This is a genomic window from Flavobacterium sp. HJ-32-4 (assembly GCF_022532105.1).
In the GTDB taxonomy this organism is placed as follows: Bacteria; Bacteroidota; Bacteroidia; order Flavobacteriales; family Flavobacteriaceae; genus Flavobacterium.
Window position 1 is genome coordinate 1,201,870 of sequence record NZ_CP092832.1, and the last position, 26,403, is coordinate 1,228,272.

Genomic DNA, 26,403 nt, shown 5'->3' on the forward strand with positions numbered 1-26,403 from the left:
TCAGATTCGGAAATAAAAAAAGCCTCCCGTTTGGGAAGCTTTTCGTGCGGGCGATAGGACTCGAACCTACACACCGTAAGGCACCAGATCCTAAGTCTGGCGTGTCTACCAATTTCACCACGCCCGCTTGGAGGCGCAAATATAAGGATACTTCCCCCGTTTGCAAAGGAAACGCCTTCTATTTTTTTCGAACGCGCCGTTTCAAAGAGTACATGACAGGCAATACGCGACAAAACGATCCCATCATCGGCGCTCGAAATTTACTGCTTTACGACCAACTTCAATTGGAACGCCTTGCCGCTCATCGTGTTACCCGATACGATGTAGGTTCCGTTGGAAAGCCCGGAAATGTCCATCCCATTCGATGAAAGACGCCGGGATAAAACAACCCTGCCCGTCATGTCGCTGATGGTAACCGATTCGTCCGCCGCCACACCCTGTATCTCAAATCGGTTCGAAGCGGGGTTGGGGAAAAGCCGTTCGGCTTCGGTAACAACGGGGATTACAGACAAATAGGTAGTAGCATCCACCGAGATGATAAGGTCTTTTCGCTCGGTCAGTCCGGGTTGGGAGTTCACCGATAATGTGGTCAGACCGGAGGTGCGGTACGCCGATACGGACAGTGACACCAGAAGCGTAGCGAATTCGGAGGGACTTCCCGTAAAAAGCAACTGGTTGCCGACAATGGAAAAAAGCCCGTTTGCGGACGTCGTTGCCTGGTTGTCGGTAAACACATACGTCACCGGATCGGAGGTGTCGGCCATGAAGGTGCCGATAACCATTCCGCCCGGAACCATGGTAGGCACCGTTAAAGGTTCATATGTTATCTCTGTCTGGTCGAAACAAAGCGTGGCTTCATCCAGCATCGGGTTGTTGGATAAGTAGTAATACGGAGTGCTCCATTCGTCGGCCTGCGTGATGGTCTCGAGCGAACATAACTCCAGTATTGTCAACGCATCATTCCCACTGAAAAATACGTATCCTGACGCGGTGGTAAGTTGCGGCGCACTGAACCGGTTCGCTTTGTCATTATCGTAGAAGTACAGGTAATTCCCCGTTTCCTGCAACACGGGAAAATCAATGTCTTCCATGCTGGCATTTTGATGGAAATAGACGTATCCGCCTACTGATTGCAACACCGGGAATTCGACGGCTACGATGTTGGTCGTTTTATGGAAATAGATATTGCCGGAAACCGAAACCAAATTTTGGAACACCAGTTTGGTAGGCTGGGTGTAGGCGGTCATGTGGTAATAGACGTTTTCGGCGGTCGCGTCGTCAATGACAATGGTCTGGATTGGTTCGGCAACAACGTCTGTGACGGTAATAGTAAAAGAAGTGCTTATGCCCTGATACTGCGGATTGGTGGCTTTTACGCTGATAGTGAACGAGGGTTGCGACTCATGGTCAAACGGGCGTGCACTGTAAAGTTGGTTGCCGGAAATATAAAAAGGCGCCGGATAATCGGAATCCACGATTTCATAGGTAATGGCACCTCCGACGTAATTACTGTTAACGGAAAGTTGGCCTACCAGGGTATTTAACGGTTGGTTCTCTGCTATCGTGTTTGAACTTAGAGAAAGAGAGGTAGGCGCCGTCTGCACGAAACAGGGTGGGCCCGGTGGAAGCAATGGATTACCCGTAACGGTGTAGCCCTCACCGATGGCGGTCACATTACACATGTCAAGGGTGTTCAATGCCGTATTACCCGCAACATGAATGTAACCCCCGACCGATGTGAGCATCGGACTATGGATTTCAGCAAGGGCGGTGTTGCTGTGGACGTAAAAATAGCCTCCGGCCTCCTGCAATTGGGGAAGATTTATTTCCGTCAATGCGGTGTTCTGATGAAAATACAGGTATCCGCCCACTGAGGTGAGTGCTGGAAATTCGACAGCAACCAGGTTACTGTTCTGATGAAAATAGACATTACCGCTAACACTGGTCAGATTGGTAAACACCAATTTTGTGGGTGTAGCGAAACTGATTTGGTGATAAGAAACGTTTGTAAGGGACGTGTCGGTAACTTCTACTATCGTCTGGGCAGAAATAGTTTGTACACTGCTACCAAATAAGATCAGCAGTAAAAAGGTAAAGATTCGCATGTTAGGGGGATATAGGTTCCCAAAGGTATCAAAATCTTACTGCATTAACCGTCAGGGGGTTATTTTTGTTTCGATGCTTCCTTTACAAAAGGCTGCGTATCGATACCGGCGTCATGCAACGCAGTTTTGATGCGCTCCAGTACTTCCGATACCATCAAACCGTAGTCCTCGTTCTTCGCCCATGGCCGGATGGCGAGGCGTACGGCATTGTCCAGCAGTTCCGTGACGACCACCGCCGGCGCCGGGTCTTTGAGTACCCGCGTATTTTGTTCCAATATCGAATAGATGAGGTCTTTTACCAGTTTAAGGTCGGCATCATACGCGATGGAAAACAGCAGTTCCGCCCGTCGTGTCCCGCCCATCGAGAAGTTGATGATCGTGCCGTTCGACAGCGCGCCATTCGGCACAAAAATCGTTTGGTTGTTACCGGTTACGAGTTTTGTGACGAAAATCTGGATTTCCAACACGGTTCCGGTTACGCCCTGGGCTTCAATCGTATCACCCACGCGGAACGGTTTGAACATGATGATGAGCATACCCCCCGCAAAATTGGAGAGCGACCCCTGCAACGAGAGTCCGACTGCGAGTCCGGCGGCGCCCAAAATCGCTACGAATGACGAGGTTTCGACCCCGAGTTTCGAAATAAACGTAACAAAAAGGAGTATTCGTAAGGCCCACAGCAGGATGTCGGCAAAGAAACGCGAAAGGGTCGGATCAAGGTCGCGCTTCACCATCACACGGCGTACCAAACGGTTCACGATCCGGATGACGTAAAGCCCGATGAATAAGACAATGAGCGCCGACAAAACGCGGGGCACATAATCCTCAAAAAAAATAAGTAAACGGTCGGTGTAACGCGACAATAAGTCCGGACCCGGAATAAGGTCGTTTATCATAGAATGCCTTCTTTTTTGGAACGCAAAGGTATGATTTTAGGAGGTTGGAAAGCGTGAACAGGTTCTTAAATCACGAGCCTGATACCGTGTCGTCAGATGGGTTGGTCGGTTTGGGTTTCCGCTTTCTTGGCTTGGGTTTCCGCGCAGTGGACGTGGCCGATGTGTCTACCTTTGCAGCCGGATCCGTCTTACGGGCTGGCGTTGGCTTGCGCTTTTTGGGCTTTGGTGGGGAGACGGTCTCCTTCGGGTCTTCCTCACGCGTTTCGTTCGTTTTCTTCGAAGCATGACGCATTGAAGTGGACTTAATCTGTTGGCGCGTCCGGGCGGTAATCTCGGCGACTTCATCGGCCGCCTTCTTTTTGTCGCGGGTTTTTGTCGCGGTAGAAGGCTTTGATTCGGGTGTGCCGCCAAGAAGAGTACGGAAAAAAGAAAGGATTCCCATAGGTGTAGCGATTGGTTCTACACTCTAAGGTACGCCAAAAGGCCCGGTTCCCGCATCGCGTCACGGCTAATATTCTGTTAAAAAAATCGCGTTATTCGATGATGACGCGTGAGCGGACGACGGTGGCGCCGGCTTTTCCTGTCAGGAGGTATACGCCCGATGACAATCCCGACACATCCAATACCGCTTCGGTGGAAGTGGGTTTCCACTCGCGGATCAGCCGTCCTGACAAATCATAGAGGGCCAGTTCCTGCACCGGCAGCGACGTCGTTACCGTGACGAAATCGTGTGCCGGATTGGGTGTTACCGTGTAGACCGCCATCGCTTCGGTTTCTACCCCAAGGGTTGCGTCGCTCACTGCTTCCCAACTCGACGCGAGGGCGTTGTCGTAACTGTCGTTGACCAGGCGGAGGTAGCTGCCATTGCCATCGGCATCCGGCCAGGGGGCGGAATCGTAATAATGTACTTCATCGATGACATTCCCAAAGGCATCGGCTAAAATGAGGTCTTTGTCGCTGTTAGAAAGGTTGCGCGTGAACGACCCGTAGGGTGCAAAACCATATTTAATTTGGAAAACCGCCGGCTTGCTGGCAAGATACACTGTGGCGCCCGCGGCCAGCGTTTGGTTGGCCGGAAATTGGTAGACGAAACCCGTTCCGCGGAAGTAAATCCCCGTCAGGTTCACGGTTGTGGTGCCCGTATTCCGGATGGAGAGAAATTCCTGGTCGTCGCTGTTAGGATACGTCGAATTGGTATCAGGATGGTAATGGATGCGGTTGATAACCAGGGAAGGCAGTACAACATTGCTGCACGGTGTCGTAGCCGGCAGTTGCGCCGAGATCCAATTGATACGGTCGGACAGCCAGCCTTTCATGTTGTCGATTTCCCCCAAAAGGTCAGGAACGGTACCCCATCGCCCCTCTTCACGCGCCGCGGCATCCGAAATCTCGGCCACGATGTCATCGATAAATGCATCGAGTTGGTCGGGATGCAACGGGCCGTTCGGTTGCGTCAATTCGCCCCAACGCCGGGCAAAGTAGCACTTATAGGTAGGGTTATTGAACAACGTCTGCCAGAACGAAGCGCCCTGGTTGTCGCCGTTACCAAACTGCCAGACATCGTAATGACTGCGGTCGTAACCCCATAAAAACAAGTCGTTGCCGTAGGTAAGGTTATAGTCCCAAATGGGCCCGGCCCTCAGCTTCCCGTTGCGGTCTTTGTGGAAGTACGTACTGAGCTGATACGAATCGGCGTTGCTCGCCAGTTCCGCCAGGATCATGTAATCGATGAACGACGGAACATCGATGACCGATGGATAGCCTGTAGTAATGGACGTGCTATTTGACACGGCCTGTAAATACGTGAATTGGGAATGGATGTACGCGTCTTGCTCGGCGGTCACATTCTCGGGTTTCGGAAGTTCGTGTATGAAATCAACCCACTCGCCGGGAATCGACGACTGCATCGACCAGGCTACCGGATCGCCTCCCGTGGTTTTGTCGGCCTTGGTGATGTAGCCACCCGAGAGATTCGGCAGCGTATTGCTTGACGATGATATCTTTATGACGTTGACCCGATTGGAGTCGGCCTTGATTTTTTCCTGCAACACATACAACCCGATGTAATCGCCGTTCAGGATGATTTCGCAATACTGGGTGCGTGTGGCGTAGTCGCCCAACTGGCGGGCCAGGTTATACGACAGGTAATCGCGGATGAGGGACGGGTCGAACGCGAGGCCGTTGAAAATCCAGTCGCTTTCCTCGGGCATGCCCAGCAGGCCGGCGTCAAGGTCATCGGAATCATCCGGAAGTTTGGTGGTAAAGCTGTATTGTTTTTTTGGTAGTGCCTGCGAACTTGAACCGCGCACCTCAATCGCGATGCGGCCGTTATAGTCGATATAGTCGGGGTTAGTCGCATCGGAAACATACGTCGTCTGCCCGGCCCCGCGGTATACGATCTTCATACTGGCTGGAATCTTGGGTTCATCCGGAATTTCCTGTCCGCCGTCTGTCGTAATCCATACGATGGGTAAGTTGCTTTCCGTCAGTACTTGCGCGTACGTCCAGAGGGAGCAACAAAGAAGAAAGGAAACGAAAAGATGTCGCATGACGGGGCATTTCCGACAAAGCTACGAAATCAACGCCATTGTGTTCGTGCATCTTCCAGATTATCAACCGGTAAACCACAGGTGTTGTTTTGGCAGACATAAAACTGCAGTTGGTTTTCGACGAATCGCCCGTTGAGAAAGGGCAGGTTCGACGCCTTTTCCGAAGCAGCGATGACGAGCTGTGGATGCCATTCCGACTGTAACCTGCGGGCCGCTTTGATGGCGCCTTCGCCTATGATAGCCAGTTCGATAGTCTGGTCGCCCGAGAGGAGTTCCAGCCGCATCCAGTTGGCAAAGGCGGAAGGGTAATCGATTCCGGGGATGATACCGGCTAGCATCCGCGCAGCGACTTTTCGGTAATGGGGGTTAACGAAATAGACGCCCAATCGAAACAGGTTGTCGGCCATGATGGAGTTCGAAGCCGGGATGACATTGTCTTCGATTTCATAATGGCCGGCCACCAGCACATCGCCTGCAAGCGGTCGAAAGGAGAAAAATCCGGAGGTCGTATCGTAAAAGCGGTCAAGAGTTTCGTCGGCGAGGGCTTTTGCGTGGTGCAGCCACGACGCATCAAAGCTCACGTTATAGAGCGCAAGGAAGGCGTCGATGGTCGTCGCATAGTCTTCCAGAAAGCCGCCAACGGAAGCCTTACCATTTTTGTAGGTACGCCAGAGGGAACCCTCAGGAGACAATAGTGTTGACAGGATAAAACGACCCGCCCGCTCCGCATTTTCCCGGTAGGATGTGACGCCCGTGGCGAGGAAGGCATCCGCAAACCCACGGATCATCAACGCGTTCCATCCGGTGAGGGTTTTGTCGTCGAGCGACGGTCGCTGACGGTTTTCCCGCCATTCAAAGAGTCGTTGCTCCCACTGGCGTTTGCGGGTCGCCAGTACCTTTTCCTCGAGTCCTGCCTCGGCGGCGATGTCGGCGAGGGGCCGATCCTGTATCAAGACATACTGCCCGTGTTCCCAGTGGCCGAAATCGTCTATGTGGAATACCTTCGAAAAAAGGGGCATTTCATCGCCGAGACAGGCTTCCAGCTCGGGTTTTGTCCAGGTGTAGAACGCGCCCTCCTCGCTTTTCCTCGCTGCATTCAGGCTGTCGGCGTCGAGCGCACTGAAGAAGCCGCCCTCGCCGTTGGCAAGTTCGCGGGAAACGAACGAAAGGGTTTTGTCGATGACCTCGCGGTATAAAGGTGATTCCGTCCGGCGGAAGGCTTCGGCGTAGAGCGACACCAGTTGTGCGTTGTCGTAGAGCATCTTTTCAAAATGCGGGACGTGCCAACGCATATCGACCGAGTAGCGCGAGAAGCCACCGCCGACCGTGTCGAAGAGACCGCCCCAGGCCATGCGTGTCAGGGTGAGGTCGACGAAATCGGCCAGGGAAGCATCGGATTTTGCGGTTGCATAGGCCATGAGGAACCGGTAATTGCAAGGCATCATAAATTTCGGGGCCCGTGCCATGCCGCCGTATTCGTGGTCAAAACTGCGTTTCCATTTGGCGACGAGGGGATCGAGTGCGGCGGGGACTTCCGGCGCCGGATTAAGGGGAAGTGCCAGGGCATCGACGGCTTCGAGGAGTTTGTCGGCATACTCGGTCATGCGATCGGGCTGTGTGTGCCACATCTGGGCTAGGTGCTGCAATGATTCGAGCCATTCTTCCTTCCGGAAGTACGTGCCGCCCCACACGGGCCTACCGTCGGGAAGCGCGACGACGTTTAGGGGCCAGCCACCCCGACCCGTCATGATCTGCACGGCTTTCATGTAAACGGCATCGACATCGGGACGTTCTTCGCGGTCGACCTTGATGCACACAAAATCGGCGTTCATAACGGCGGCTGCCGCAGTGTCTTCAAAGGTCTCATGCTCCATGACATGGCACCAGTGACAGGCCGAATAACCGACGCTGATGAGGAGCAGTTTCTGTTGCGCTTTCGCGGATGCCAGGGCCTCATCGTTCCAGGCTTTCCAGTAGACGGGGTTTTGTGCGTGTTGCAGGAGGTAGGGGCTGGTCTCTTTCGACAGTTCGTTCATGGGGAGAAGGTATCTAGCCCGGATGGCAGCGGAAAGCCTTTGGGCCGGAAAACCCGATTTTGCCCGGTGGCGACGGCGACCAACGGAAGCCGGGAGGCCCGGATGCAAAAGCGGTTTTGCGGGACAAAGCTTGCAGCGAACAGCCGGATGGGCTTCAAAAAAATAAAAAAGCGCCCGTTTTGGCGGACGCTTAAAGGTACGTTTTTTTGGCTTATGCGTTCAGCGCTTCGACGCGAATCTGTTCGTCTTTGAGCATGTCTTTGAGCATGTTCTCGATGCCGCTTTTCAGGGTGAAAGTCGACGACGGACAGCCGCTGCAGGCTCCTTGCAGGATGACCTTGACACGCTTGTCGGCCGGGTCATACGAGTCGAAGAGGATGTTGCCCCCATCGGCCTGAACGGCGGGTTTCACGTACTCTTCGAGGATGTTGACGATCTGCTGCGAGGTCGTATCGAGCGTGTCGAAATGCTCGATTTTCTGTTTTTGGGTCTTCTCGCTTTGGGCCAGGAGGCTTTCGTCGACGACCGTCCCGCCGTTCTGGATGAAGTCGCGGATGAACGAACGGATTTCGACCGTGATGTCGTTCCAGTCGTAGGCCTCGTATTTGGTGACAGATACGTAGTTTTCGTCGATGAATACCTCTTTTACGCTGGGAATTTTGAACAGTTCCTGTGCGAGCGGCGAGGCTTTTGCCTGGTCGATGTTATGGAACTCGCAGGCCACGCCGGTCAGGCGGCTGTTGGCTACGAACTTGAGGACGGCCGGGTTGGGTGTGGTTTCGCCGTAGATGGTGGTCGCCTTCTTTTCCCACGGTTTGACTTCTTCTGGCTCTTCGATCACCGTTCCGCCTTTGGCTACGAAGGCGTCGATTTGCTCGGCTACGGCTTCCTGCACGTCGTCCCATTCGACGATGTTATAGCGTTCGATGGCGACGAAATTCTGTGAGATGTAGACCGTTTTTACAAACGGAAGGTAGAACAGTTGACGGGCGAGGGGAGAGGACGTGGCTTCGTCGATATTGCGGAATTCATATCCTTTGCCCTTTACGACGAGATTGTTCACCTCAAATTTCAGTATAGCAGGGTTTTGGGTTGTTTTTATTGTAACATTTTCCATGGAATTTGTTTTAGCCTACAAATTTAACGAACAAAATTTAGGGTTTCTTTATATTTGGCTGTTTATCTCAACTATAACATTACGTTAGCATTTGCTGCGCTCGCGCGCCTGAAAAAAAGCGACTATGAAAAGAATTTTACTAATCCTTGCCTTTTTTATCGGTTTCCATTCGTATTCTCAGGCCGATATACAGGTCACCTACTCTGATTTTACGGATTATTACGAACCGGGAGGCACCAATACGTATGTCCTTACGGTTCGGAATACGGGACCGTCCGTTGCAACAAATATCACGATAACGGGCGGGATTCCGGCCGGCATCGATGAATATTCCTGGACGGGTCCAAATGGTACTTTCGATGCGGATGACGCGTTGAACCAAACTATTGCTACGCTTGCCTCGGGTGGAACCGTCACGTATCTCATCACGATGAAGGCCAGTGTGTCCTTCCTGGGTAACATTATCAGTACTGTTTCGGCTTCCAGCGCCGTATCCGATCCCAATCCGTCCAACAACACAGCTACGGATACTGATAGTCGATATGTGGGGGCCGATCTGGTGGTAACCAATACCAATGGGCAATCTTTTTACACGCCTGGAACTACGGTCAATTACACGGTTACGATTCTGAATGCAGGTCCTTACACCACGACCAACGTGCAGGTGGTGTATCCGATACCGGCGAATGTGCAGAATTTCACATGGACTGGGCCCAACGGTTCGGGCGGGAGTAACTCGGGTATCAACACCGTGGTGCCGGGTCAACTCAATGAAGGCGCTTCTTATGTGTTTAACGTGAGTTTTACGATCCCCCCCGACTTTACCGGCCCGTTGGTTACGCAGGCGTCGGCCTCGAGCTACTACGTAGACCCGGTGCCCACCTGCAGCGGCTGTATCGATACCGATTTGCGGGGAACGAACCTAACATACAGTGTAACGGACAATAAGACAAACTTTACGCCCGGAGATACAAATACGTATGTCGTGACGGTGTCGAACCAAGGCGATTTTCAGGCAGATAACGTCGTTGTGTCGTTACCCCTTCCTCTTGGGGTGACGTCTATGACCTGGACCGGAACGGACGGGTCAAGCGGCTCAGGTGCCCTGTCGGCTACCCTTGCTACGCTGGCGCCCGGCGCGACTGTTACGTACACCCTTACAGCTATTACAGCCAATGATTTCTATGCCAATATAATAGCGCAACTGAATGTGACCAGCACGACGCCGGATACCACTCCGGGATGTACGTCATGTACGGATACAGATAGCGTGATTATCTCGTCGCAGGCAAATATAGCCGTGACGAACACCGATAACCAAAACGCGTACTTTCCCGGTCAACCCTTAACGTACACGGTAACGGTTACCAACAATGGTCCGAACCCTGCGACCGACGTTCGTGTCATCAATGCCGTTCCGGCGGGTATCACCTCTTTTAACTGGACGGGTTCAAATGGCACAAGCGGGACGGGAACGCTGAACGACCTCATTGCTTCGTTAGCTGTTAACCAAAGCGTTACCTACACGATAACCGTGCAGGTGCCCGCAGGCTTTACCGGCTCGCTTTCGAGCACCGCTACTGCGAACGCCCATGAATTCGATCCTGCACCCGCCAACAATAAGGCAACCGATACGGATGCGCAGGTCACTGTCGGGGCTGATATTATCGTTACCAATACCAACGGCCAAACGACGTATACGCCCGGGCAAACGGGAGTGACCTATACAATTACGGTTACTAACAAAGGGCCTCAGAACGCATCTAACGTTTTGGTAACTAATCCTATTCCGGCTGGCGTTACGAACTTTAGCTGGAGCGGCAATTCCCAAAATGGCACCAACACCGCCCTCAGCAGCATTATCGTGACTTTGAATGCCGGCACGAGTGTCACGTTCACGGTCACTTTTGATGTGCCTCTCGCTTTTACCGGAAACCTTACGAGCACGGCAAACGTGTCGAGTCCGACCGGGGATCCGAACCCGGCCAATAACCAAAATATTGCAGACACAGATACACAGGCGGGTGCCGGCACTACTGCCGATGTGGCGCTCACAATAGCCGATAACCAAACCACGTATACGGCACCTGGTACGCGTGTTTATACCGTAACGGTCTCCAACGCGGGGCCAATCGCGGCGACAGGCGTACAGGTGAATGTGCCGATTCCAGCCGGTATCACGTCGTTTTCATGGACCGGCAATAGCCAAAGTGGAACGAATACGGCGCTCAGCAACACTATTGCCACTTTAGCACCAGGTGCCTCTGTAATCTACACCGTGACCGTGCAGGTGCCTTCCGGTTTCACGGGCGATCTTGTGGTGGCTGGTACGATTACACCGGTTACAACCGATTCGAATACGGCTAACAATGCGGCAGCTGATAAGGATGTTCCGGACGGAGGTGCTGACATCGTCGTAGTGAACAGCGACAACACGGCGAATTTTATAGCGGGCCAAACCCGTACGTATACTGTTACCGTCACGAATTACGGTCCGCAGACAGCGACGAATGTTTCCGTTCAGGGTAACGTGCCCGTTGGGATTTCTCCTTCCCAGGTATCCTGGAGTGGACCCACGGCTTCTGGTTCGGGTGCGTTGACGACTACGATACCTTCACTTGGTGTGGGCGAAACCGTCACGTATACGGTAGCAGTTGCGGTTCCGAGTAACTATACGGGCGCGACGTTGATCCATGATATTTCTGTTTTGGCCGACCAGCCAGACCCTAACCCGGGTTGTGCACAGTGTTCGGATTCAGATACAGCTACGCCGTTTGCCGATTTGCAAACAGTAAAAACCGATAATCAATCGCAGTATCTTTTCAATTCGACTGTCGTTTACACGATTACCCTTTACAATGCAGGCCCGAGTGATGCTACGAATGTGGTGATGACGGATCTGGTGCCAGCTGGTATTACAAATGCCGCAAATATGACCTGGATTTCCTCAACGGGCGTGACGGGAACAGGTAATATGACGCTAACGATACCGACATTGGCAGTGGGGGCTTCCGTTTTTGTTAAAGTTTCTGTTCAAATCCCGCTCAACTGGTCTACCCAAACACCATCACCGAACCTTACCAATACCGTGACGGTGACGAGTTCGACTCCGGACCCGAATCCGGGTTGTACTACTTGTACGGACATAGACACACCCCGTTCGAAGTTTGTGACTGTTGATACGACCAGACCAACATATGACCTTGTTCGAGACGTATTGATCGCTTCGCCCTGCGCGAATTTTTCCAATGTAGTCACATCTACCAATACGCTTGCCTCTAACATTGGGTGGGGCTACTTTAATCGGAACAACTCGGACTTCCCTTTGAAAGATGGTGTGGTGATCCGGTCGGGACAGGCAGTGCAGGCTGCTGGGCCTATAAATGGGACGGTGAGTACCACCGCTACGGGTCAAGGTGACCCTGACGTCGACTGGATTATCGGGGATATGGGCCTGTCGGGTGTTTCGGCTGACCACTCCTACATCCAGTTTAAGTTCATTCCGTACACTAATGAGTTCAGCTTTAATTTCGTATTCGCGTCTAATGAATATGGGTTCTGGCAGTGCCAGTATTTTGACGTTTTCGGATTTGTACTGACCAACCTGAACACGGGGGAGAAGAAAAACCTCGCGGTAGTGCCGGTCGCGGGTAATCCACCCATTTCCGTTAATACGATACGTGATGCGGCCTACAACGTAGCTCCGAGTAATTGTGCTAGTGCAAACCCGCAATTTTTCGGCGAATATTACGAAGCAGATCAGCCCAATGCCGATATTAATTTCCGCGGGCGCACCGTTAAGATGACCGCGTTTTCGGAGGTTACGCCTGGAGACCCTTACACCATCAAACTGGTCGTTTCGGATTATAATGACCAGGCTTTCGATATCGGGGTTTTCATTGAAGGAGGTAGTTTCAATATCGGTAATCCGGATTTTCGCTTCACCGACCCTATCACCGGTATCGAAGATTCGCTTACAGCCGGCGGCGCCACTATTTGTGGTGGAAGCGGCCTGCAGTTTACACTTAAGGCGGGGACTGCGCCTATTCCCGGAGCCACCTATGCGTGGACCCGCGTCGTCGACGGGGTAGTAGAGAATCTTCCCGATACGACATATGATATACAATATGCGGAACCGGGGGAGTACTATGTCACGATCACCTTCGGGACCTCATCCTGCTCGCAAACCTATCGTGCCGAGATCAAAGACTTTACCGATCCGACCATTCCTCCAACGAATGCGCCAAACGATATCTTACTCTGTCAGGCTGCCGCACCGTATATTTTCAATATTGACCAGGACACGCTTATTGCAAATGGTGCGACACCGGGGACCTACGACATCCATTATTATGTGGGTCAAACCGACGCGCAGTTTGCAGCGCCTAATTATATCACAAACATTACGACATACGAACCTCCTACGTTGCCTTATACCATCTGGGCTTCTGCTTACAACAACGTGACGGGTTGTATCGACGTGTATCCGGTTGTGTTGGATGCGGAAATTCCGGGAGGTACCTTCTCGTATCCGGGAGGGCCGTTCAACTTCTATAACACTACTACTATCACGCCAACACTTGCCGGCCTTACGCCGGGGGGGACTTTTTCTGCCAGCCCCGCGACACTCGACATCGACCCGGTGACAGGTGTTATTACGCCTGCAACTAGTACTTATGAACCGAGTTATACCATTACATACGAGATTGTGGCGTCACCTACTGCCTGTCCGTATGTAACGACGACGACCATCGAGTTTGACCTGACCTGTGCTACCACTGCGACATCAAGTGCTCCGGCGGTCTGTGTGGGTGGTTCCGTTGATTTGTTTGCCTCAGGGACGGAGCCTGACACAACCTACGCATGGACGGGCCCAAGCTTTACGTCGGCTGTACAGAATCCAACAGGTGTGGCCTTACCACTTACGCCGGGTGATTACACGTATACCGTGGTCAAAACGCGAAACGGACTCGACTGTGCAACTGCCAGCGTGACGGTTTCCGTCTACGAAATCCCGACGGCTGCTTTTGCCGTTTCGACCTTCCCGGCCTGTTTGGGTGATACTCCTAGTGTATCGGTAATGGGCACGCCAAATGCGGTGGTTACGGTGTATGAACAAGGCACCACGACGCCTATTTCGGTCACGCTCGACGCCACGGGTGTTGGGTCATTCACGACCCTTGCAGTGCCTTCGACAGGCATGGTATACGAACTGACACGTGCTGAATCGACTACGACGCCGGTCTGCGCCACGGATTATACCCCTGGCACGGTGACGGTCACCATCACGACAACGCCTCCGACAGCGACGGTAGCGGCGCCGCCGACGGCTGTCTGCTCAGGTGATACGGCTACTTTTACCGTTACGGGCACACCGAATGGTGTTGTAAATTATACGCTGGGTGCCGCGGGAGGTTCCGTGACCCTCGACGGAGCAGGTACGGCCCCGGTTACGACCGGTCCAATTACGGCTGGGGTAACTATAACGCTTAACAGCATCGTGTCGGGTAGCTGCACCACGCCGCTCTCTGCCACGGCTTCTGCTTCGGTATTGCCATTGCCAACGGCGAGCTTTACGGCTACTACGACCATCTGTGCGCAGCAAGCGGCGGTGATCGACTTCACCGGCACGCCGAACGCGCAGGTGACTTTCACCGATAGCAACGGCACCTCCAATACGATTACCCTAACAGCAGGCGGTACGTATCAGTATACCTCACCGTATCCGATGACGGCCAACGGCACCTTCACCCTGAACAGTGTGGTGAGTGCCACCACACCGGCCTGTACGCAAACCCTGAACCAACAGTTGAACTTCACGGTCAATGCCCTTCCAGCCGTTACACAGGATCCGGCCCCGGCCACACAGGCAGCCTGCGAAGGCAGCACGGTGACCTTTACCGCTGCGGGAACAGGAGCGGGAGTGGGGTATCAGTGGTACGGTCCATCCGGACTGATCACCGGCGCCAATAACGCGACGCTGACCCTGACCAACATCACCCTGGCCCAGGAAGGCAATTACTACGTTGAGGTAAGCGGTACCTGCGCGCCTTCACCGCTTTCGGCCAATGCCTTTTTGGATGTGACCGATGCTCCGGCCATCACGAGCCTTGCAGCCAATACGGTGCTGTGTGAAGGATCGAACTATAGCATCACGGTAAACGCCACCGGAGATAACCTATCGTATGAATGGCGCAATGCTGCCAACCTGGTGGTGGGCAACACCGCGACACTGACCATCGCTTCGATCACCCCGGCCAATGCGGGTACCTATACCGTTACGGTGAGTGGAGCCGCAGGCTGTACGCCGGTATCGCAATCGACGACCCTTACCATCAATGCCCTTCCGCAGATCACCACCCAACCGGTGGGCGCGACCATCTGCGAAGACGAAGGCTATACCTTTACCGTAGCGGCTACTGAGTCGCTGTTGAACTTCAACTGGTACCACGGCAGTCCTGCGGCACTTGTCAAGAGCGGTCCGGATAACTTCCTTACCGTTGCCGGTACGATGGCCGATGAAGGCACGTATTATGTAGAAGTCACCAACCCGTGTTTACCAAGTCCGGGTGTTACCAGTACAACCGTTACGCTGAACATCGAGCAGAAGCCACGCATTACGGTGCAACCGTTATCCCCTGCGCCGATGTGTACGGGCGAGAACTTTACCCTGTCGGTCACCGCCACAGGCGAGAACCTTGGCTACCAGTGGTATGGTCCGGATGGCAACCCGATTGCGGGGGCTACCTCGACCAGCTACAGTGTGACCGGCGCCCAGGTGAACCAATCGGGGAACTACTTCGTTCGGGTGAGCAACACCCTGGGTGAATGTAGCCCGGTTGATTCGACACCGGCCACTATCACCGTGAACCAGGGCCCTGCCTGGACAGTAGAGCCAGGTGATCTGAACCTGTGTGTTGGAGAGGCTATCCTGCTTAGCTCACAGGCTTCAGGCGATGCCCTGACCTATAGCTGGTATAAAGACGGAGTGGACCTGAACGTCCACACCCCTGATCTTACCATAGCCGCCGCCGATGTGGATGTGACCGATGCGGGTATTTACCGCGTGGAGGTCACCAGCCCGACGTGCCCACTGATTTTCTCAGAGGCCATTGTTCTGGTTTACCCAGCTCCGCAGGCAACGATAGCTAATGGCAACGAGCCTGAAATCTGTGAAGGACAAAGTGCTGATGTGGTCTTTAGCGGCACCCCGAATGCGGTGGTGACCTATACGATCAACGGGGGAGCACCTCAGACCATTGTATTGAGTCCGGGCGGGCAGGCCATCCTGGCTACGGGCCAACTGGATGCCACGACTGAGTACACGCTGGTGAGTGTGATTACGGGCAGTGAGCCGTATTGTTCGGCTCCACTAGCCGGACTTCCGAACACCACGGCTATTGTGAAGGTTGACCGGATCCCGGATGTGGACCTTCCACAGGATACCTACCTCTGTTTTGACGCGGCGGGTAATCTGTTGGGTGTACACGATGCGTTTGAAACAGGGCTTGACCCGGCTATTTATAGCTTCCAGTGGTATTTTGAAGGCAATCCGATTGCAGGGGCTACCGGATCGGGTTACACGCCCGACAGTGCGGGCCAGTATCGTGTGGAAATAACCAATAATACGACGAATTGTACTTCGGCTGCTACGGCTCCGGTTGTGTCCTCGACGGCTCCGACTTCGATCACGGCGGCGGATGTGACTACGGGTTACTTCGCCGATACGGCTTCGATTGTGGTGACGGTTGACCCTGTAGGGGACTACGAATACCGCCTGGATGACGGTCCGTGGCAGACAAGCAATACCTTCACGGGTGTCAGCAACGTATTGGGCTATGCCCAAACGGGCAGTCATACGGTATATGCCCGCGACCTGAAGTCTTGTGGACAGGTAGAGTATGCGGTGTATCTGGTAGATTATCCGAAGTATTTCACCCCGAATGGCGACGGCATCCACGATACGTGGAATATTCCGGTGCTTAGTGGTCAACCTAATGCAAAAATTTATATATTTGACCGTTCCGGAAAATTCCTGAAGCAATTGTACCCTACCGGCACGGGTTGGGATGGTACATTCAACGGTAACCCCATGCCTGCCGACGATTATTGGTTCGTGGTAAAATATGAGGAAACCGGGCTCAATAAGGAGTTCCGTGCGCATTTTACATTAAAACGTTAACCCAATGAATTTTAGGAAGAGGTACCTAGTAGGTTTATTTTCAATTTTCTTTACCCAGCTTTCGTTTTCTCAGGAAGGAATCGCCGTTTATTCCGACTACTTGTCTGATAACTATTACCTCATCCACCCGTCTATGGCCGGTGCGGCCAACTGTGCCAAACTTCGTCTTACTGCGCGGCAGCAATGGTTTGGTCAGGAAGATGCACCTGCTCTTCAGACGGCGAGTTTCAATGGGCGCCTTGGGGAACAATCTGGTGGGGGTATTATCCTCTTCAACGACCGCAACGGTTACCACTCACAAAGAGGTTTTAAATTGACATATGCGCATCACCTGATGTTTTCACGTAGCGAAGTCGATTTGAACCAATTGTCATTCGGTATCAGCGCCGGAATCGTGCAAAGCCAGCTCGACGAAACAGATTTCACCGATCCGGATCCGATCATCGGAGGCATCGTACAGAAGGATTCGTACTTTAACGTTGACATTGGGGCGTCGTACTTCTACCTTGATTTGTATACGCACTTGACTGTAAAGAATGCTTTGGGTAATCGTCCTGATTACTATACGGACTATGAGTCTGATAACCGTCGTAAGTGGATATGGAGCGCCGGATATGTGTTCGGCGATACCGATCGCATCCAATGGGAGCCTTCTTTCATGTTCCAGTACGTCGACCAGACCAAAGAGAAAACCATCGACCTGAACGTGAAAGCCTATAAGGATTTGGAATTTGGCAAGCTATGGGGGGGTCTATCGTATCGTCGTGCGTTTGACGCCGCTGAGTATTCCGACAGCCAAGGAAATGTAAAGACACAGCGCTTACAGTGGCTTACTCCTATCGTAGGTCTCAACTTCAGGCAGTATATGGTTTCCTATACCTATTCACACATCATGGGAGATGTGAAATTTGATCAGGGAGGCTTCCACCAAATCACACTTGGTATGAACCTGTTCTGTAAGCGTGAGAAGTATGACTGTAACTGTCCTGCCATCAACTAGTACAAACGCAAATACTATAAGTCCCGACCAACATCGGGACTTTTTTTATTCTTATGATTATACGCGAAGTCAATGGAAAGAGCCCGGTTATTCCGGCGGATTGTTTTGTTGCGGAGAATGCGACGATTGTAGGCGATGTCGTTTTCGGCGACTCCTGCAGTGTTTGGTTCAATGCTGTGGTACGGGGCGATGTGCACCACATCCGTATCGGTAATAAAGTCAACATACAGGATGGCGCGGTGATCCACTGCACCTATCAGAAACATCCCACGGAGATAGGGAATAACGTCTCTATAGGCCACAATGCCATCGTACACGGCTGTACGTTACATGACAACGTATTGGTGGGTATGGGAGCAATCATCATGGACGGTTGTGTCGTGAACAGTAACTCCATCATCGCGGCAGGTGCTGTCGTGACACAGCATACGGTTGTGGAGTCGGGTTCCATTTACGCTGGCGTTCCAGCCCGCAAAGTGAAAGACATCAACGAATCGGAATTTTCCGGTGAAATCGCGCGTATTTCCAACAATTACGTGATGTATAGCGGTTGGTTCCGCGAAGACGATCAGAACGAGCGGCGTTCCACGGAATAACCGTTTCCAATGATACCCCGAAGCACCTCAGGATCGGCATTCGTGTAGAAACGGTTGTAGGGAACCGCGGAAGTGTTATTTAAGGAATTCCGGTCTTTTAAGACGTTTCGGGTCTGCCGTGCTACCGCTTCGCCCGAATCAATGATTTTTACGTGCTCCGGGAGGATGTTCCGGATTTGCGGAATCAGGTACGGATAGTGGCTACAGCCTAATACCAGATAGTCGATTCCTTCCGCTACCATCGGATCGAGATAGGAGTGAAGCAGTTGGGTCATCTCGTCGGATTCCATTTCACCGCTTTCAATGAGTTGCACAAGTCCGTGGCCCACCTGTTCAATAATGCGTACGTCGTGATAGCTTTCGACCGCTTTATTGAACAACTCGCTATTGAGTGTCCCTTTAGTGGCGAGTATGCCGATGGTCTGTGTTTCTGAATTATGGGCGGCGGGTTTGATCGCGGGTTCAATACCGATGAAAGGAATATCATAGCTAGCCCGCAACTCGCGAATTGCATTGGTTGTGGCTGTGTTGCAAGCCACGACAACGATTTTGCAACCCAAACTGATGAGTAGGTCGGTATTTTTCTTACTCAACGCCACGATCTCGTTTTTGCTTCGCTGACCGTAGGGGGCATTGGCGCTATCGGCAAGGTAAATGGTGTTCTCATGCGGCAGCAGGCGGTGAATTTCCCGCCAAATACTGGTGCCGCCGACACCTGAATCAAAAACGCCTATGGGTTGCTCGTTCGCCATTGTGGCAAAGGTAAAAAAAGAACCCGGACGTAAAGGTCCGGGTTTGTAGATACTATTGCGTTTCCGAATTAGAATCCGAGGTCTTTCTTTACGTCAGCAGTGATATCCGGACCATCAGCTAATAGCAGGCCGGCCGCATTGAACACGTACTGGAATCCTTTTGCTTTGCCTACTTTCGCGATTGAAGCCTTCACTTTTTCCTCAATCGGTTTCATCAGGTCCGACTCTTTGGTTTGAAGTTCTTTCGCTGCGTTTTGACGGAAGTCGTTGATACGTTTTTCCATATCATCTACTTCCTTACGACGGTCCTCGTTTACTTTATCGCCTACGGTTGTCGCTTCGCGCTCGTACTTTTCGATTTTGGTCTGGTACTCTGTTACCATCGTCTTGAAATCAGCGTCATACGTTTCGCTTAGTTTCTTCAGTTGGTTTTGGGCTTCCAGTACAGCAGGCATCTTTGACATAATTTCCTGTACGTCGATGTGTGCGCACTTTGCCTGAGCTTGAACCATCTGGCTTCCACCAAGGAAAGCAACGGCGGCGATCAGGAACGTTTTCAATTGTTTCATCATTTGAAGATTAAGGTAAATTAAATTTAGCGTTTTTGATTTTTGTGTGTTACGGTTTCGGAGTGGCCGGTGCGTCCGATTCTTCCGGCTTAGCAGCGGGGTCATCTTCTTTCTTGGCGTCCGTTTTCTCTTGTTTCGCCTTTTTATCGGCGTCTGCTTTTGCTTTTCTTTCTTCGAGGGCTTTCTTGCGTTCCTCCAGTGTTTTGTTACGCTTGTCAAGGGCGGCCTGTTGCGCTGCTTTTCGGGCCTGGGCAATGGAGTCGCGTTTGGCGGCTTGTTTTTCCGCCAACGAGGTACGGGCCTCCGCTGCTGCCTCTTTACGGGCTGCCGGGTCTGTTTTCGTGGTTGTACTATCTTTTGACGTTGTAGCGCTAGGTTTGCCGGTGGTCGCCGCTTTTCGTGCCGCATTCCGCTCGTCAACAGCCTGTTGACGTTTTGCAAGGGTTTCCGCTCGTTTGGCTTCAGCTGCGGCCTTGCGGTCAGCTACCTGTTTTTCACGGGCGGCTTTGCGCTCTTCCAGTTGTTTTTGGCGTTCTTCCTGATTAGGATTGGCGTCTTTGAGGTCTTCGTTATACTCGCGAATCTGGTCTTCCTTAAGCTCCTTTTTGCTCTTTTGGCTGCGATTGGCCGCGCGGTTCAAAACACGGATGACCTGGTCACTGATGTCAAATCGTTTCGCAGCGAAAAGCATAGTTAGGTCAGACGATTTATCGAAGATGAAATCGTATTTACGTGCTTCTGCGATGTCCTGCACGGCGTTGAATACCTGATCTTGTATCGGTTGTACGAGTACCGCTTTTTGTGATACCAGTTCGCCTGTAGGGCCAAATTTCTTTTGTTGGAAATCGGCAAGCTCCGTTTCAAGAAAGGTTATTTCTTCTTCGCGTTCCTCGATAAGTTCTTTTGTAAGTAGGGGACGTTCTGTTTTCAGCACATCTTTCAGCCGCGCAATTTCATTCTTCTTGGTGTCGGCCTCCTGTTTCCATTTTTGTGCCTTTTGTTCGAGTTGGTTGAGGGCTTCAGCGTAGTCGGAGACATTTTGAAGAATATAATTCATGTCGATATAGCCGACCCGTATACCACGCGCTGATTGAGCCTTCCCGGGAACGGCCATCGCCAGCAGAAACAAAAGAGCGAAAAGATGTCTGTTCATACTATTTTTTTAAGTCCGTCATCAGAACTGTTGTCCGATGATGAAATGCGTTTCCCAACCATTAGGTCGTGTGTTGTTCGTCAGGTTCGGCGCGGCATCGAAGCCGTATCCGAAATCGATACCCAACAGACCGAACGCAGGCATGAATACCCGTAGCCCGAATCCGGCTGATCGCTGCAATACAAACGGATTGTACTCACCGAACGTATTGTAACCTGCACCTGCCTCTGCGAAGGTCAACGCGTAAATCGACGCCGACTGCTTCAGGGTTAACGGGTAGCGGAGTTCGAACGAAAACTTGTTGTAAATCGTCGCCCCCTGTTGCGCCCCGTAATTGGAACTCGTACGGTCGGTGATGAATGGCGTCAACGACTGGTTCGGATATCCTCTCAGCTGTATCGTTTCCCGACCGTCCTGCGTAAAATTCGCAAGTCCGTCACCACCGAGGTAGAATCGTTCAAACGGAACCAGGCCGCGATTATTGTCATAGGCACCCAGGAATCCGAACTCACCCAATGAACGGAAAACGAATTTACCAAAAATCTGTGTATACCAATCGGCCTTGAACTTAATTTTGTAGTATTCAAGCCAATTGAATTTCTTTTGCTCGAGTTTCGCGTCACTTGCACTTGCACTTGCATAGTCACTTCCGACGGATTCATAGGTGACGGAGTTGTTGTTGTCGCGGACGATCTTGACATAGTCGGTTTCGTTCACATTCCCACCACCTTCGGTCGTTACAGTACCTCCGGCTTTGGTCACCTCATACGCCTGTAGTTTGTATTCGCGCTGGTTGCCGAGGTTTTTATAATCCACGCCATTGAACAGCGAGTACGGAGGCGTAAACTTGGCGGATACACTAAACTCGGAGCCTCTCGTAGGGAAGATCGGGTTGATGGCTTTACTGTTTCGCGTAAGGCTGACAATGTAAGCGAAGTTACGCGACGAGCCATCGAAACTGAATACCTGGTAGTTATCCTGGTTGTAGTATTGAAAGTTCAATCCCTGTGACAGAATAAAGTAGTTATCCGGTGCCGTCAGTTTCTTCGCAATACCCACGTTCAGTGAGATAATGCTGAAACTGCGGTCGCGGTTCACACGATTGGTGAAGCCGGATGTCGAAGAATAGGCGTTCAGGTATTGCTTACTATAAGCAAGTGACGTGCTGAAACTAACCGGCTTGCGTCCTCCGAACCATGGCTCTGAAAACGAAAGGCTGTAGGTTTGGAAGAAGCTGCTTCCCTGAAGACGAAGCGATACCTTCTGCCCGTCTCCCATCGGTAGGGGCTTATAGGCGTCTTTCTTGAAGATGTCTTTCATTGCAAAGTTGTTGAACGAAAGGCCCAATGTTCCGATGAAACCGCCGCCGCCATAGCCGCCCTGTAGTTCAATCTGGCTGGATCCTTTCTCGACAACATTGTACTCAATATCTACGGTTCCCGCAGCAGCATCCACATTTTTGAACTTCGGCTCAATCGCTTCCGGATCGAAGAAGCCCAATGCACCGATTTCACGTATGGAGCGAACGAGGTCTTCCTTACTGTATTTCTGTCCCGGTTTGGTATACAATTCGCGGTAAATGACCTTGTCATTCGTCTTGTCGTTACCCACTACCGTGATTTTATTGAAATACGCGACCGGTCCTTCCATCACACGGATTTCGAAATCGATAGTGTCATTATAGGTGCGTGTTTCTACTGCATTTACCTGAGAGAACAGATAACCGCTGTTCTGGTATAAGTTGGTGATGTCGTTGGCATCCGGGTCGGATTTGTCCGCGATTTTCTTCTGGAGGAGTACACTATTATAGGTGTCGCCTTTTTTGATGCCCAGGATACGGTTCAATACTTCATCCGAATACACCGAATTTCCGAGGAACTTAATGTTTCCGAAGTAGTATTTGTTACCTTCCTCTACGTTGATTTTAATGGCGAGGCGGTTTCGGTCTTTGTCAAACGACACGGTATCACTCACCACCCGTGCATCGCGGTAGCCTTTTTCGCCATACTTCGAAATGAGCGTTTCAAGGTCTTCCTGGTATTTTTCGCGTATAAATTTCGAGCGTTTGAAAATCCGGATTGGGTTGATTTGCTTGGTGTTTTTCATCGCCTTCCGGAGCTTTCCATCCGAAAGTTGCTTATTTCCTTCGAACTCAATGTGGGAAATCTTGATTTTCTGCCCACGGTCGATGCGGACCACCATATTCACATTCCCCGTGCTGTCCGCAACGGTATTGTTGATTGCGACTTTTGCATTGTAAAAGCCGTCTTTCTTGTATTTGTTTTCGAAGTAGTTCTTGGTCGTCGTAATGAAGTTCTCGTTTACCACCTTACCCTTCGTCAGCTCGGCTTCTTTGATCAGTTCTTCCGCTTTGTTTTTACGGACGCCGGTAATCTTGACATCGTTCAGTTTAGGGAGCTCATACATATTCAGTTCAAGCCAGATGCTGTCGCCTTCAATTTTGTTGACATAGAAATCAATGTCACTGAAGAGCCCGAGATTTCCGAGTTTCTTCACCGCATTGGCGATTTCCTCTCCGGGGACGGTAATCGATTTGCCCTTTTGCAGACCGGACACCGTTACGATGGCCTGTTTGCTGAAGGATACTTTCCCGGTCACGTTGACATCGGCTAATATATAGGAAGAACCCTGGTCGAACGGCAACCGCTCCTGGGCGTTGACCCGAAGTGTGTTTCCGAAAAGGAGGAACGCAATGAACAGCGCCATCCTCAGAATAGGTGCTGTTTTATTGTATTTGTTCACTTGTTTTCCCGAATCTGCGTTCTCTTTTCTGATAACTGACAATAGCGGCATATAAATCATGTTCTGTAAAATCCGGCCACAAGACATCCGTAAAGTAAAACTCCGCATAGGCAATCTGCCACAACAGGAAATTACTGATCCGATGCTCGCCGCTCGTGCGTATCACCAGGTCTACGTCCGGTAAATTTCGCGTGTAAAGATGCTGATTAATAATTGATTCATCAACAGCGTCTACCTCAATTATATTATTTTTAACTTTGAAAGCAATCTCCCTCGCAGCCCGCGCCAACTCTTCCCTTGAGCCATAACTAAGGGCTACGGTGACGGTCATTTTAGTGTTGTTTTTCAATTTCTCCACAACCTCTTCCAGTTCGGTCCGAACGCGTTTCGGAAGCCGTTCAAGGTTTCCGATGGTCTCCAACCGGATCTCATTTTCCATGAAGCTCTTGTATTCTTTTCGAAGCGAAGAGATCAGAAGTTTCATCAAGACATCGACTTCCGCTTTGGGGCGGTTCCAGTTTTCGGTCGAGAAGGCGTAAAGGGTAAGGTTTTTGATACCGATACGACCGCAGGTTTCGATTGTGGTTCGTACCGATTTGGTACCGTGCTCGTGACCGAGCGTACGGAGCATGCCGCGTTGTTTGGCCCAACGGCCATTGCCGTCCATAATGATGGCAATATGCTGGGGAAGGTTGTCTTTGTCTATAGTGTCGGGCAGCTGCATGCTTACTGGGGGCAGAAACACGGGTTGTTGCCGAACGTATAGGTCAGCGTAAAACCGGTGAATACATACCAATCTTTATTCTTATAATTGCCAAATTTGAATCCTGCGTAGTCCTCGTTCTCCGGGTTACTGCCGTCCAGGTCGTCAACGAACGTGAAACGCGCACCCACTTCAAAGCCTAGCACGAGGTGGTGCGTGATGTTCGACTTAACGCCCAAAACCATCGGCAGTGCCATCACATTCCGTTTCCCATCGCTTTCCGTACGGCCATTCTCTATGTAGAGCGAGCTGTAACGGAAGTAGCTCAGTCCGCTATACACATACGGCGTAAACTGCTGGCGCAGGGCGTGGGTGTCGAAATCAAAGAAATCGAACTCAAGCCCCGCCGAGAATTCGTCGACCGTGTTCGAGAACTTATAGCCGCGCTGGTTCCGGTTGGGTGCATCCGAATCGGCGTCGTCCGCACTCACTTCGGCGTGGATGAATGAGGCCCTCCAGGAATGTCTCGGACTTTTATTCCATTTGAAAATACCGCCGAACGCGAGATCATTGGGCTTGATGTAATTCGTGGCGCCCACATCGCTGATGACGTTCGAACCGCCCACGAAAAGCCCCACTTCATAAATCTGCGCATGAAGTCCGGAAGTAACCAACAACAAAATAAAGGCCCTGAGGATCCTTCCCATAGGATTCAAAATAGCGTGCAAATATAACAATTAAGATGTGTAGTAAGTGCCCGCTTCGTTAAAACACCTGAATTAAGTGGCAAACCGAGGGCAGGCGCCCCTGACAACACTTCCTAAAACGCGATATAACAGGGAATCGTATTTTGGGAACCTATATAATATAGGTGTCAGCCTTCGTCAATTGCGACGGTCTTCGCCCCACAGCAGTTTTTTTCGCAGGGTCTTCAGGAAAGTCTCACCCGGAATTTCGGCCATCCGGATGGTGAAGCCGGCTTTGCGCACGGTCAATACCGACTCATTCGTAACGGTCGTAATACGCGAGTCGAGTGACACCAGGTACTGTTCCTCACGGCCGCTCACCCGAAACCGCACTTCGACGTTGTCTGGAATCACCAAAGGCCGCGCATTGAGATTATGCGGCGCAATCGGCGTAATCACCAGGCTTTGCGTTTCCGGCGTCAGGATCGGCCCACCGCAACTTAGCGAGTAGCCCGTAGAGCCCGTCGGTGTGGCCAGGATGAGTCCGTCTGCCCAATACGCGTTCAGGAACTCCCCATTCAGCCACGTTTCGATCGTAATCATCGAAGTCGTGTCTTTCCGGCTTACCGACACCTCGTTCAGGGCGAAATTGATGTCGGTCAGTCCCTGGTTGGCCGGTTCGGAGTGTACCTCTAGCACCGAGCGCTCTGAAATCGTATAATTCCGGTCGACCACATACTGCAGGAATTCCGCAATGTTGTCTTTTTGCACCGACGCGAGGAAGCCCAGGCGACCCGCATTTACGCCCAGTATCGGAATCCTCGAATCCCGCACCAAAGCCGCCGCCCTCAGGATGGTGCCATCGCCGCCGATGCTAATCAGCAAATCAAACGATTCGTCCAATTCGGCATGCGACGTAAAGGTCCGATACGGTTTCCGAACAAGTTCTTTCTCGTATAGCAATTGCAGGAACTGCGCCTCTATCACCATTTCCACCCCATTGCCATTGAAGAACAGGAAGATATCCCGTATGATCGGTTCGGTAGAGTTTTGGTAGTATTGACCGTAGATGGCGACTTTCATGGTAATTAGCGGATTAGCGAATGGGGAAATTAGCGAATGGAAGCACGTCCGGATAGACCCTGTCCGCGTTTTGGAAAATCACCCCATGTCGCATTTGTGACGAATGACGCGCGTTGTGGCTGGATAGAGCGGCTGCGGTTTTTTTGAGAGGATGGATGCCCTTCCTACTGCGCTCCCCTCCATCATTCGCTAATTCGCTCATCATCTCATTCG

16 protein-coding genes and 1 tRNA gene are annotated in these 26,403 nt (G+C 51.7%); 3 read left to right on the forward strand and 14 right to left on the reverse strand.

What is annotated here, in order from left to right:
- Positions 1 to 45: 45 nt before the first annotated feature.
- The 7 genes from MKO97_RS04865 to MKO97_RS04895 all read right to left on the reverse strand — a co-directional run bounded on the left by MKO97_RS04865 (position 46) and on the right by MKO97_RS04895 (position 8,703).
- Positions 46 to 127, reverse strand: a tRNA-Leu gene (locus tag MKO97_RS04865).
- 133 nt (positions 128 to 260) lie between these two features.
- A complete protein-coding gene (locus MKO97_RS04870) occupies positions 261 to 2,105 on the reverse strand; it encodes a T9SS type A sorting domain-containing protein (RefSeq protein ID WP_241104945.1) in 1,845 nt (614 codons plus the stop codon).
- 59 nt (positions 2,106 to 2,164) lie between these two features.
- The gene (locus tag MKO97_RS04875) at positions 2,165 to 3,001 is read right to left on the reverse strand and encodes a mechanosensitive ion channel family protein (RefSeq protein WP_241104946.1); all 837 of its coding nucleotides are present in this window, start codon (positions 2,999 to 3,001) and stop codon (positions 2,165 to 2,167) included.
- 70 nt (positions 3,002 to 3,071) lie between these two features.
- A complete protein-coding gene (locus tag MKO97_RS04880; RefSeq protein WP_241104947.1) occupies positions 3,072 to 3,443 on the reverse strand; it encodes a hypothetical protein in 372 nt (123 codons plus the stop codon).
- A gap of 91 nt (positions 3,444 to 3,534) precedes the next feature.
- The gene (locus tag MKO97_RS04885) at positions 3,535 to 5,550 is read right to left on the reverse strand and encodes a CotH kinase family protein (protein WP_241104948.1); all 2,016 of its coding nucleotides are present in this window, start codon (positions 5,548 to 5,550) and stop codon (positions 3,535 to 3,537) included.
- A 29-nt stretch (positions 5,551 to 5,579) separates the two neighbouring features.
- Positions 5,580 to 7,586, reverse strand: a complete 2,007-nt coding sequence (locus MKO97_RS04890; RefSeq protein WP_241104949.1) for a thioredoxin domain-containing protein — start codon at positions 7,584 to 7,586, stop codon at positions 5,580 to 5,582.
- Positions 7,587 to 7,797: 211 nt separating this feature from the next.
- Positions 7,798 to 8,703, reverse strand: a complete 906-nt coding sequence (locus MKO97_RS04895; RefSeq protein ID WP_241104950.1) for a NifU family protein — start codon at positions 8,701 to 8,703, stop codon at positions 7,798 to 7,800.
- Positions 8,704 to 8,827: 124 nt separating this feature from the next.
- On the opposite strand from MKO97_RS04895, the gene MKO97_RS04900 reads away from it, so the two are divergent.
- The 3 genes from MKO97_RS04900 to MKO97_RS04910 are packed head-to-tail and all read left to right on the forward strand — an operon-like array spanning position 8,828 to position 18,481.
- Positions 8,828 to 16,885, forward strand: coding sequence for a choice-of-anchor L domain-containing protein (locus MKO97_RS04900; protein WP_241104951.1), 8,058 nt, complete (start codon positions 8,828 to 8,830; stop codon positions 16,883 to 16,885).
- Positions 16,886 to 16,889: 4 nt separating this feature from the next.
- Positions 16,890 to 17,885 (forward strand): type IX secretion system membrane protein PorP/SprF, encoded by a 996-nt coding sequence (locus MKO97_RS04905; protein WP_241104952.1) that lies wholly within the window; start codon positions 16,890 to 16,892, stop codon positions 17,883 to 17,885.
- A 53-nt stretch (positions 17,886 to 17,938) separates the two neighbouring features.
- The gene (locus tag MKO97_RS04910) at positions 17,939 to 18,481 is read left to right on the forward strand and encodes a gamma carbonic anhydrase family protein (RefSeq protein ID WP_241104953.1); all 543 of its coding nucleotides are present in this window, start codon (positions 17,939 to 17,941) and stop codon (positions 18,479 to 18,481) included.
- Here MKO97_RS04910 and murI read toward each other — a convergent pair.
- From murI to MKO97_RS04945, 7 genes are all read right to left on the reverse strand, one after another.
- Complete coding sequence (gene murI, locus MKO97_RS04915; RefSeq protein ID WP_241104954.1) at positions 18,454 to 19,233, reverse strand: glutamate racemase; 780 nt, start codon at positions 19,231 to 19,233, stop codon at positions 18,454 to 18,456. The two genes, MKO97_RS04910 and murI, sit on opposite strands and share 28 nt — an antisense overlap.
- 68 nt (positions 19,234 to 19,301) lie before the next feature.
- Positions 19,302 to 19,802 (reverse strand): OmpH family outer membrane protein, encoded by a 501-nt coding sequence (locus MKO97_RS04920; protein ID WP_241104955.1) that lies wholly within the window; start codon positions 19,800 to 19,802, stop codon positions 19,302 to 19,304.
- 49 nt (positions 19,803 to 19,851) lie between these two features.
- A complete protein-coding gene (locus MKO97_RS04925; RefSeq protein ID WP_241104956.1) occupies positions 19,852 to 20,955 on the reverse strand; it encodes an OmpH family outer membrane protein in 1,104 nt (367 codons plus the stop codon).
- Between the two features lie 21 nt (positions 20,956 to 20,976).
- Positions 20,977 to 23,769, reverse strand: coding sequence for an outer membrane protein assembly factor (locus MKO97_RS04930; RefSeq protein WP_241104957.1), 2,793 nt, complete (start codon positions 23,767 to 23,769; stop codon positions 20,977 to 20,979).
- Positions 23,702 to 24,442, reverse strand: coding sequence for an isoprenyl transferase (locus MKO97_RS04935; RefSeq protein WP_241104958.1), 741 nt, complete (start codon positions 24,440 to 24,442; stop codon positions 23,702 to 23,704). The genes MKO97_RS04930 and MKO97_RS04935 overlap by 68 nt, the downstream gene beginning before the upstream one ends.
- Before the next feature lie 2 nt (positions 24,443 to 24,444).
- Positions 24,445 to 25,128, reverse strand: coding sequence for a DUF6089 family protein (locus MKO97_RS04940; protein WP_241104959.1), 684 nt, complete (start codon positions 25,126 to 25,128; stop codon positions 24,445 to 24,447).
- 177 nt (positions 25,129 to 25,305) lie between these two features.
- The gene (locus tag MKO97_RS04945; protein ID WP_241104960.1) at positions 25,306 to 26,190 is read right to left on the reverse strand and encodes an NAD kinase; all 885 of its coding nucleotides are present in this window, start codon (positions 26,188 to 26,190) and stop codon (positions 25,306 to 25,308) included.
- Between the last annotated feature and the right edge of the window lie 213 nt (positions 26,191 to 26,403).

What these genes read in the sequence shown, in the direction of transcription:
- MKO97_RS04870 (WP_241104945.1), bottom strand. Translation starts at nt 2,105, where the DNA reads ATGCGAATCTTTACCTTTTTACTGCTGATCTTATTTGGTAGCAGTGTA.
- MKO97_RS04875 (WP_241104946.1), bottom strand. Translation starts at nt 3,001, where the DNA reads ATGATAAACGACCTTATTCCGGGTCCGGACTTATTGTCGCGTTACACC.
- MKO97_RS04880 (WP_241104947.1), bottom strand. Translation starts at nt 3,443, where the DNA reads ATGGGAATCCTTTCTTTTTTCCGTACTCTTCTTGGCGGCACACCCGAA.
- MKO97_RS04885 (WP_241104948.1), bottom strand. Translation starts at nt 5,550, where the DNA reads ATGCGACATCTTTTCGTTTCCTTTCTTCTTTGTTGCTCCCTCTGGACG.
- MKO97_RS04890 (WP_241104949.1), bottom strand. Translation starts at nt 7,586, where the DNA reads ATGAACGAACTGTCGAAAGAGACCAGCCCCTACCTCCTGCAACACGCA.
- MKO97_RS04895 (WP_241104950.1), bottom strand. Translation starts at nt 8,703, where the DNA reads ATGGAAAATGTTACAATAAAAACAACCCAAAACCCTGCTATACTGAAA.
- MKO97_RS04900 (WP_241104951.1), top strand. Translation starts at nt 8,828, where the DNA reads ATGAAAAGAATTTTACTAATCCTTGCCTTTTTTATCGGTTTCCATTCG.
- MKO97_RS04905 (WP_241104952.1), top strand. Translation starts at nt 16,890, where the DNA reads ATGAATTTTAGGAAGAGGTACCTAGTAGGTTTATTTTCAATTTTCTTT.
- MKO97_RS04910 (WP_241104953.1), top strand. Translation starts at nt 17,939, where the DNA reads ATGATTATACGCGAAGTCAATGGAAAGAGCCCGGTTATTCCGGCGGAT.
- murI (WP_241104954.1), bottom strand. Translation starts at nt 19,233, where the DNA reads ATGGCGAACGAGCAACCCATAGGCGTTTTTGATTCAGGTGTCGGCGGC.
- MKO97_RS04920 (WP_241104955.1), bottom strand. Translation starts at nt 19,802, where the DNA reads ATGAAACAATTGAAAACGTTCCTGATCGCCGCCGTTGCTTTCCTTGGT.
- MKO97_RS04925 (WP_241104956.1), bottom strand. Translation starts at nt 20,955, where the DNA reads ATGAACAGACATCTTTTCGCTCTTTTGTTTCTGCTGGCGATGGCCGTT.
- MKO97_RS04930 (WP_241104957.1), bottom strand. Translation starts at nt 23,769, where the DNA reads ATGCCGCTATTGTCAGTTATCAGAAAAGAGAACGCAGATTCGGGAAAA.
- MKO97_RS04935 (WP_241104958.1), bottom strand. Translation starts at nt 24,442, where the DNA reads ATGCAGCTGCCCGACACTATAGACAAAGACAACCTTCCCCAGCATATT.
- MKO97_RS04940 (WP_241104959.1), bottom strand. Translation starts at nt 25,128, where the DNA reads ATGGGAAGGATCCTCAGGGCCTTTATTTTGTTGTTGGTTACTTCCGGA.
- MKO97_RS04945 (WP_241104960.1), bottom strand. Translation starts at nt 26,190, where the DNA reads ATGAAAGTCGCCATCTACGGTCAATACTACCAAAACTCTACCGAACCG.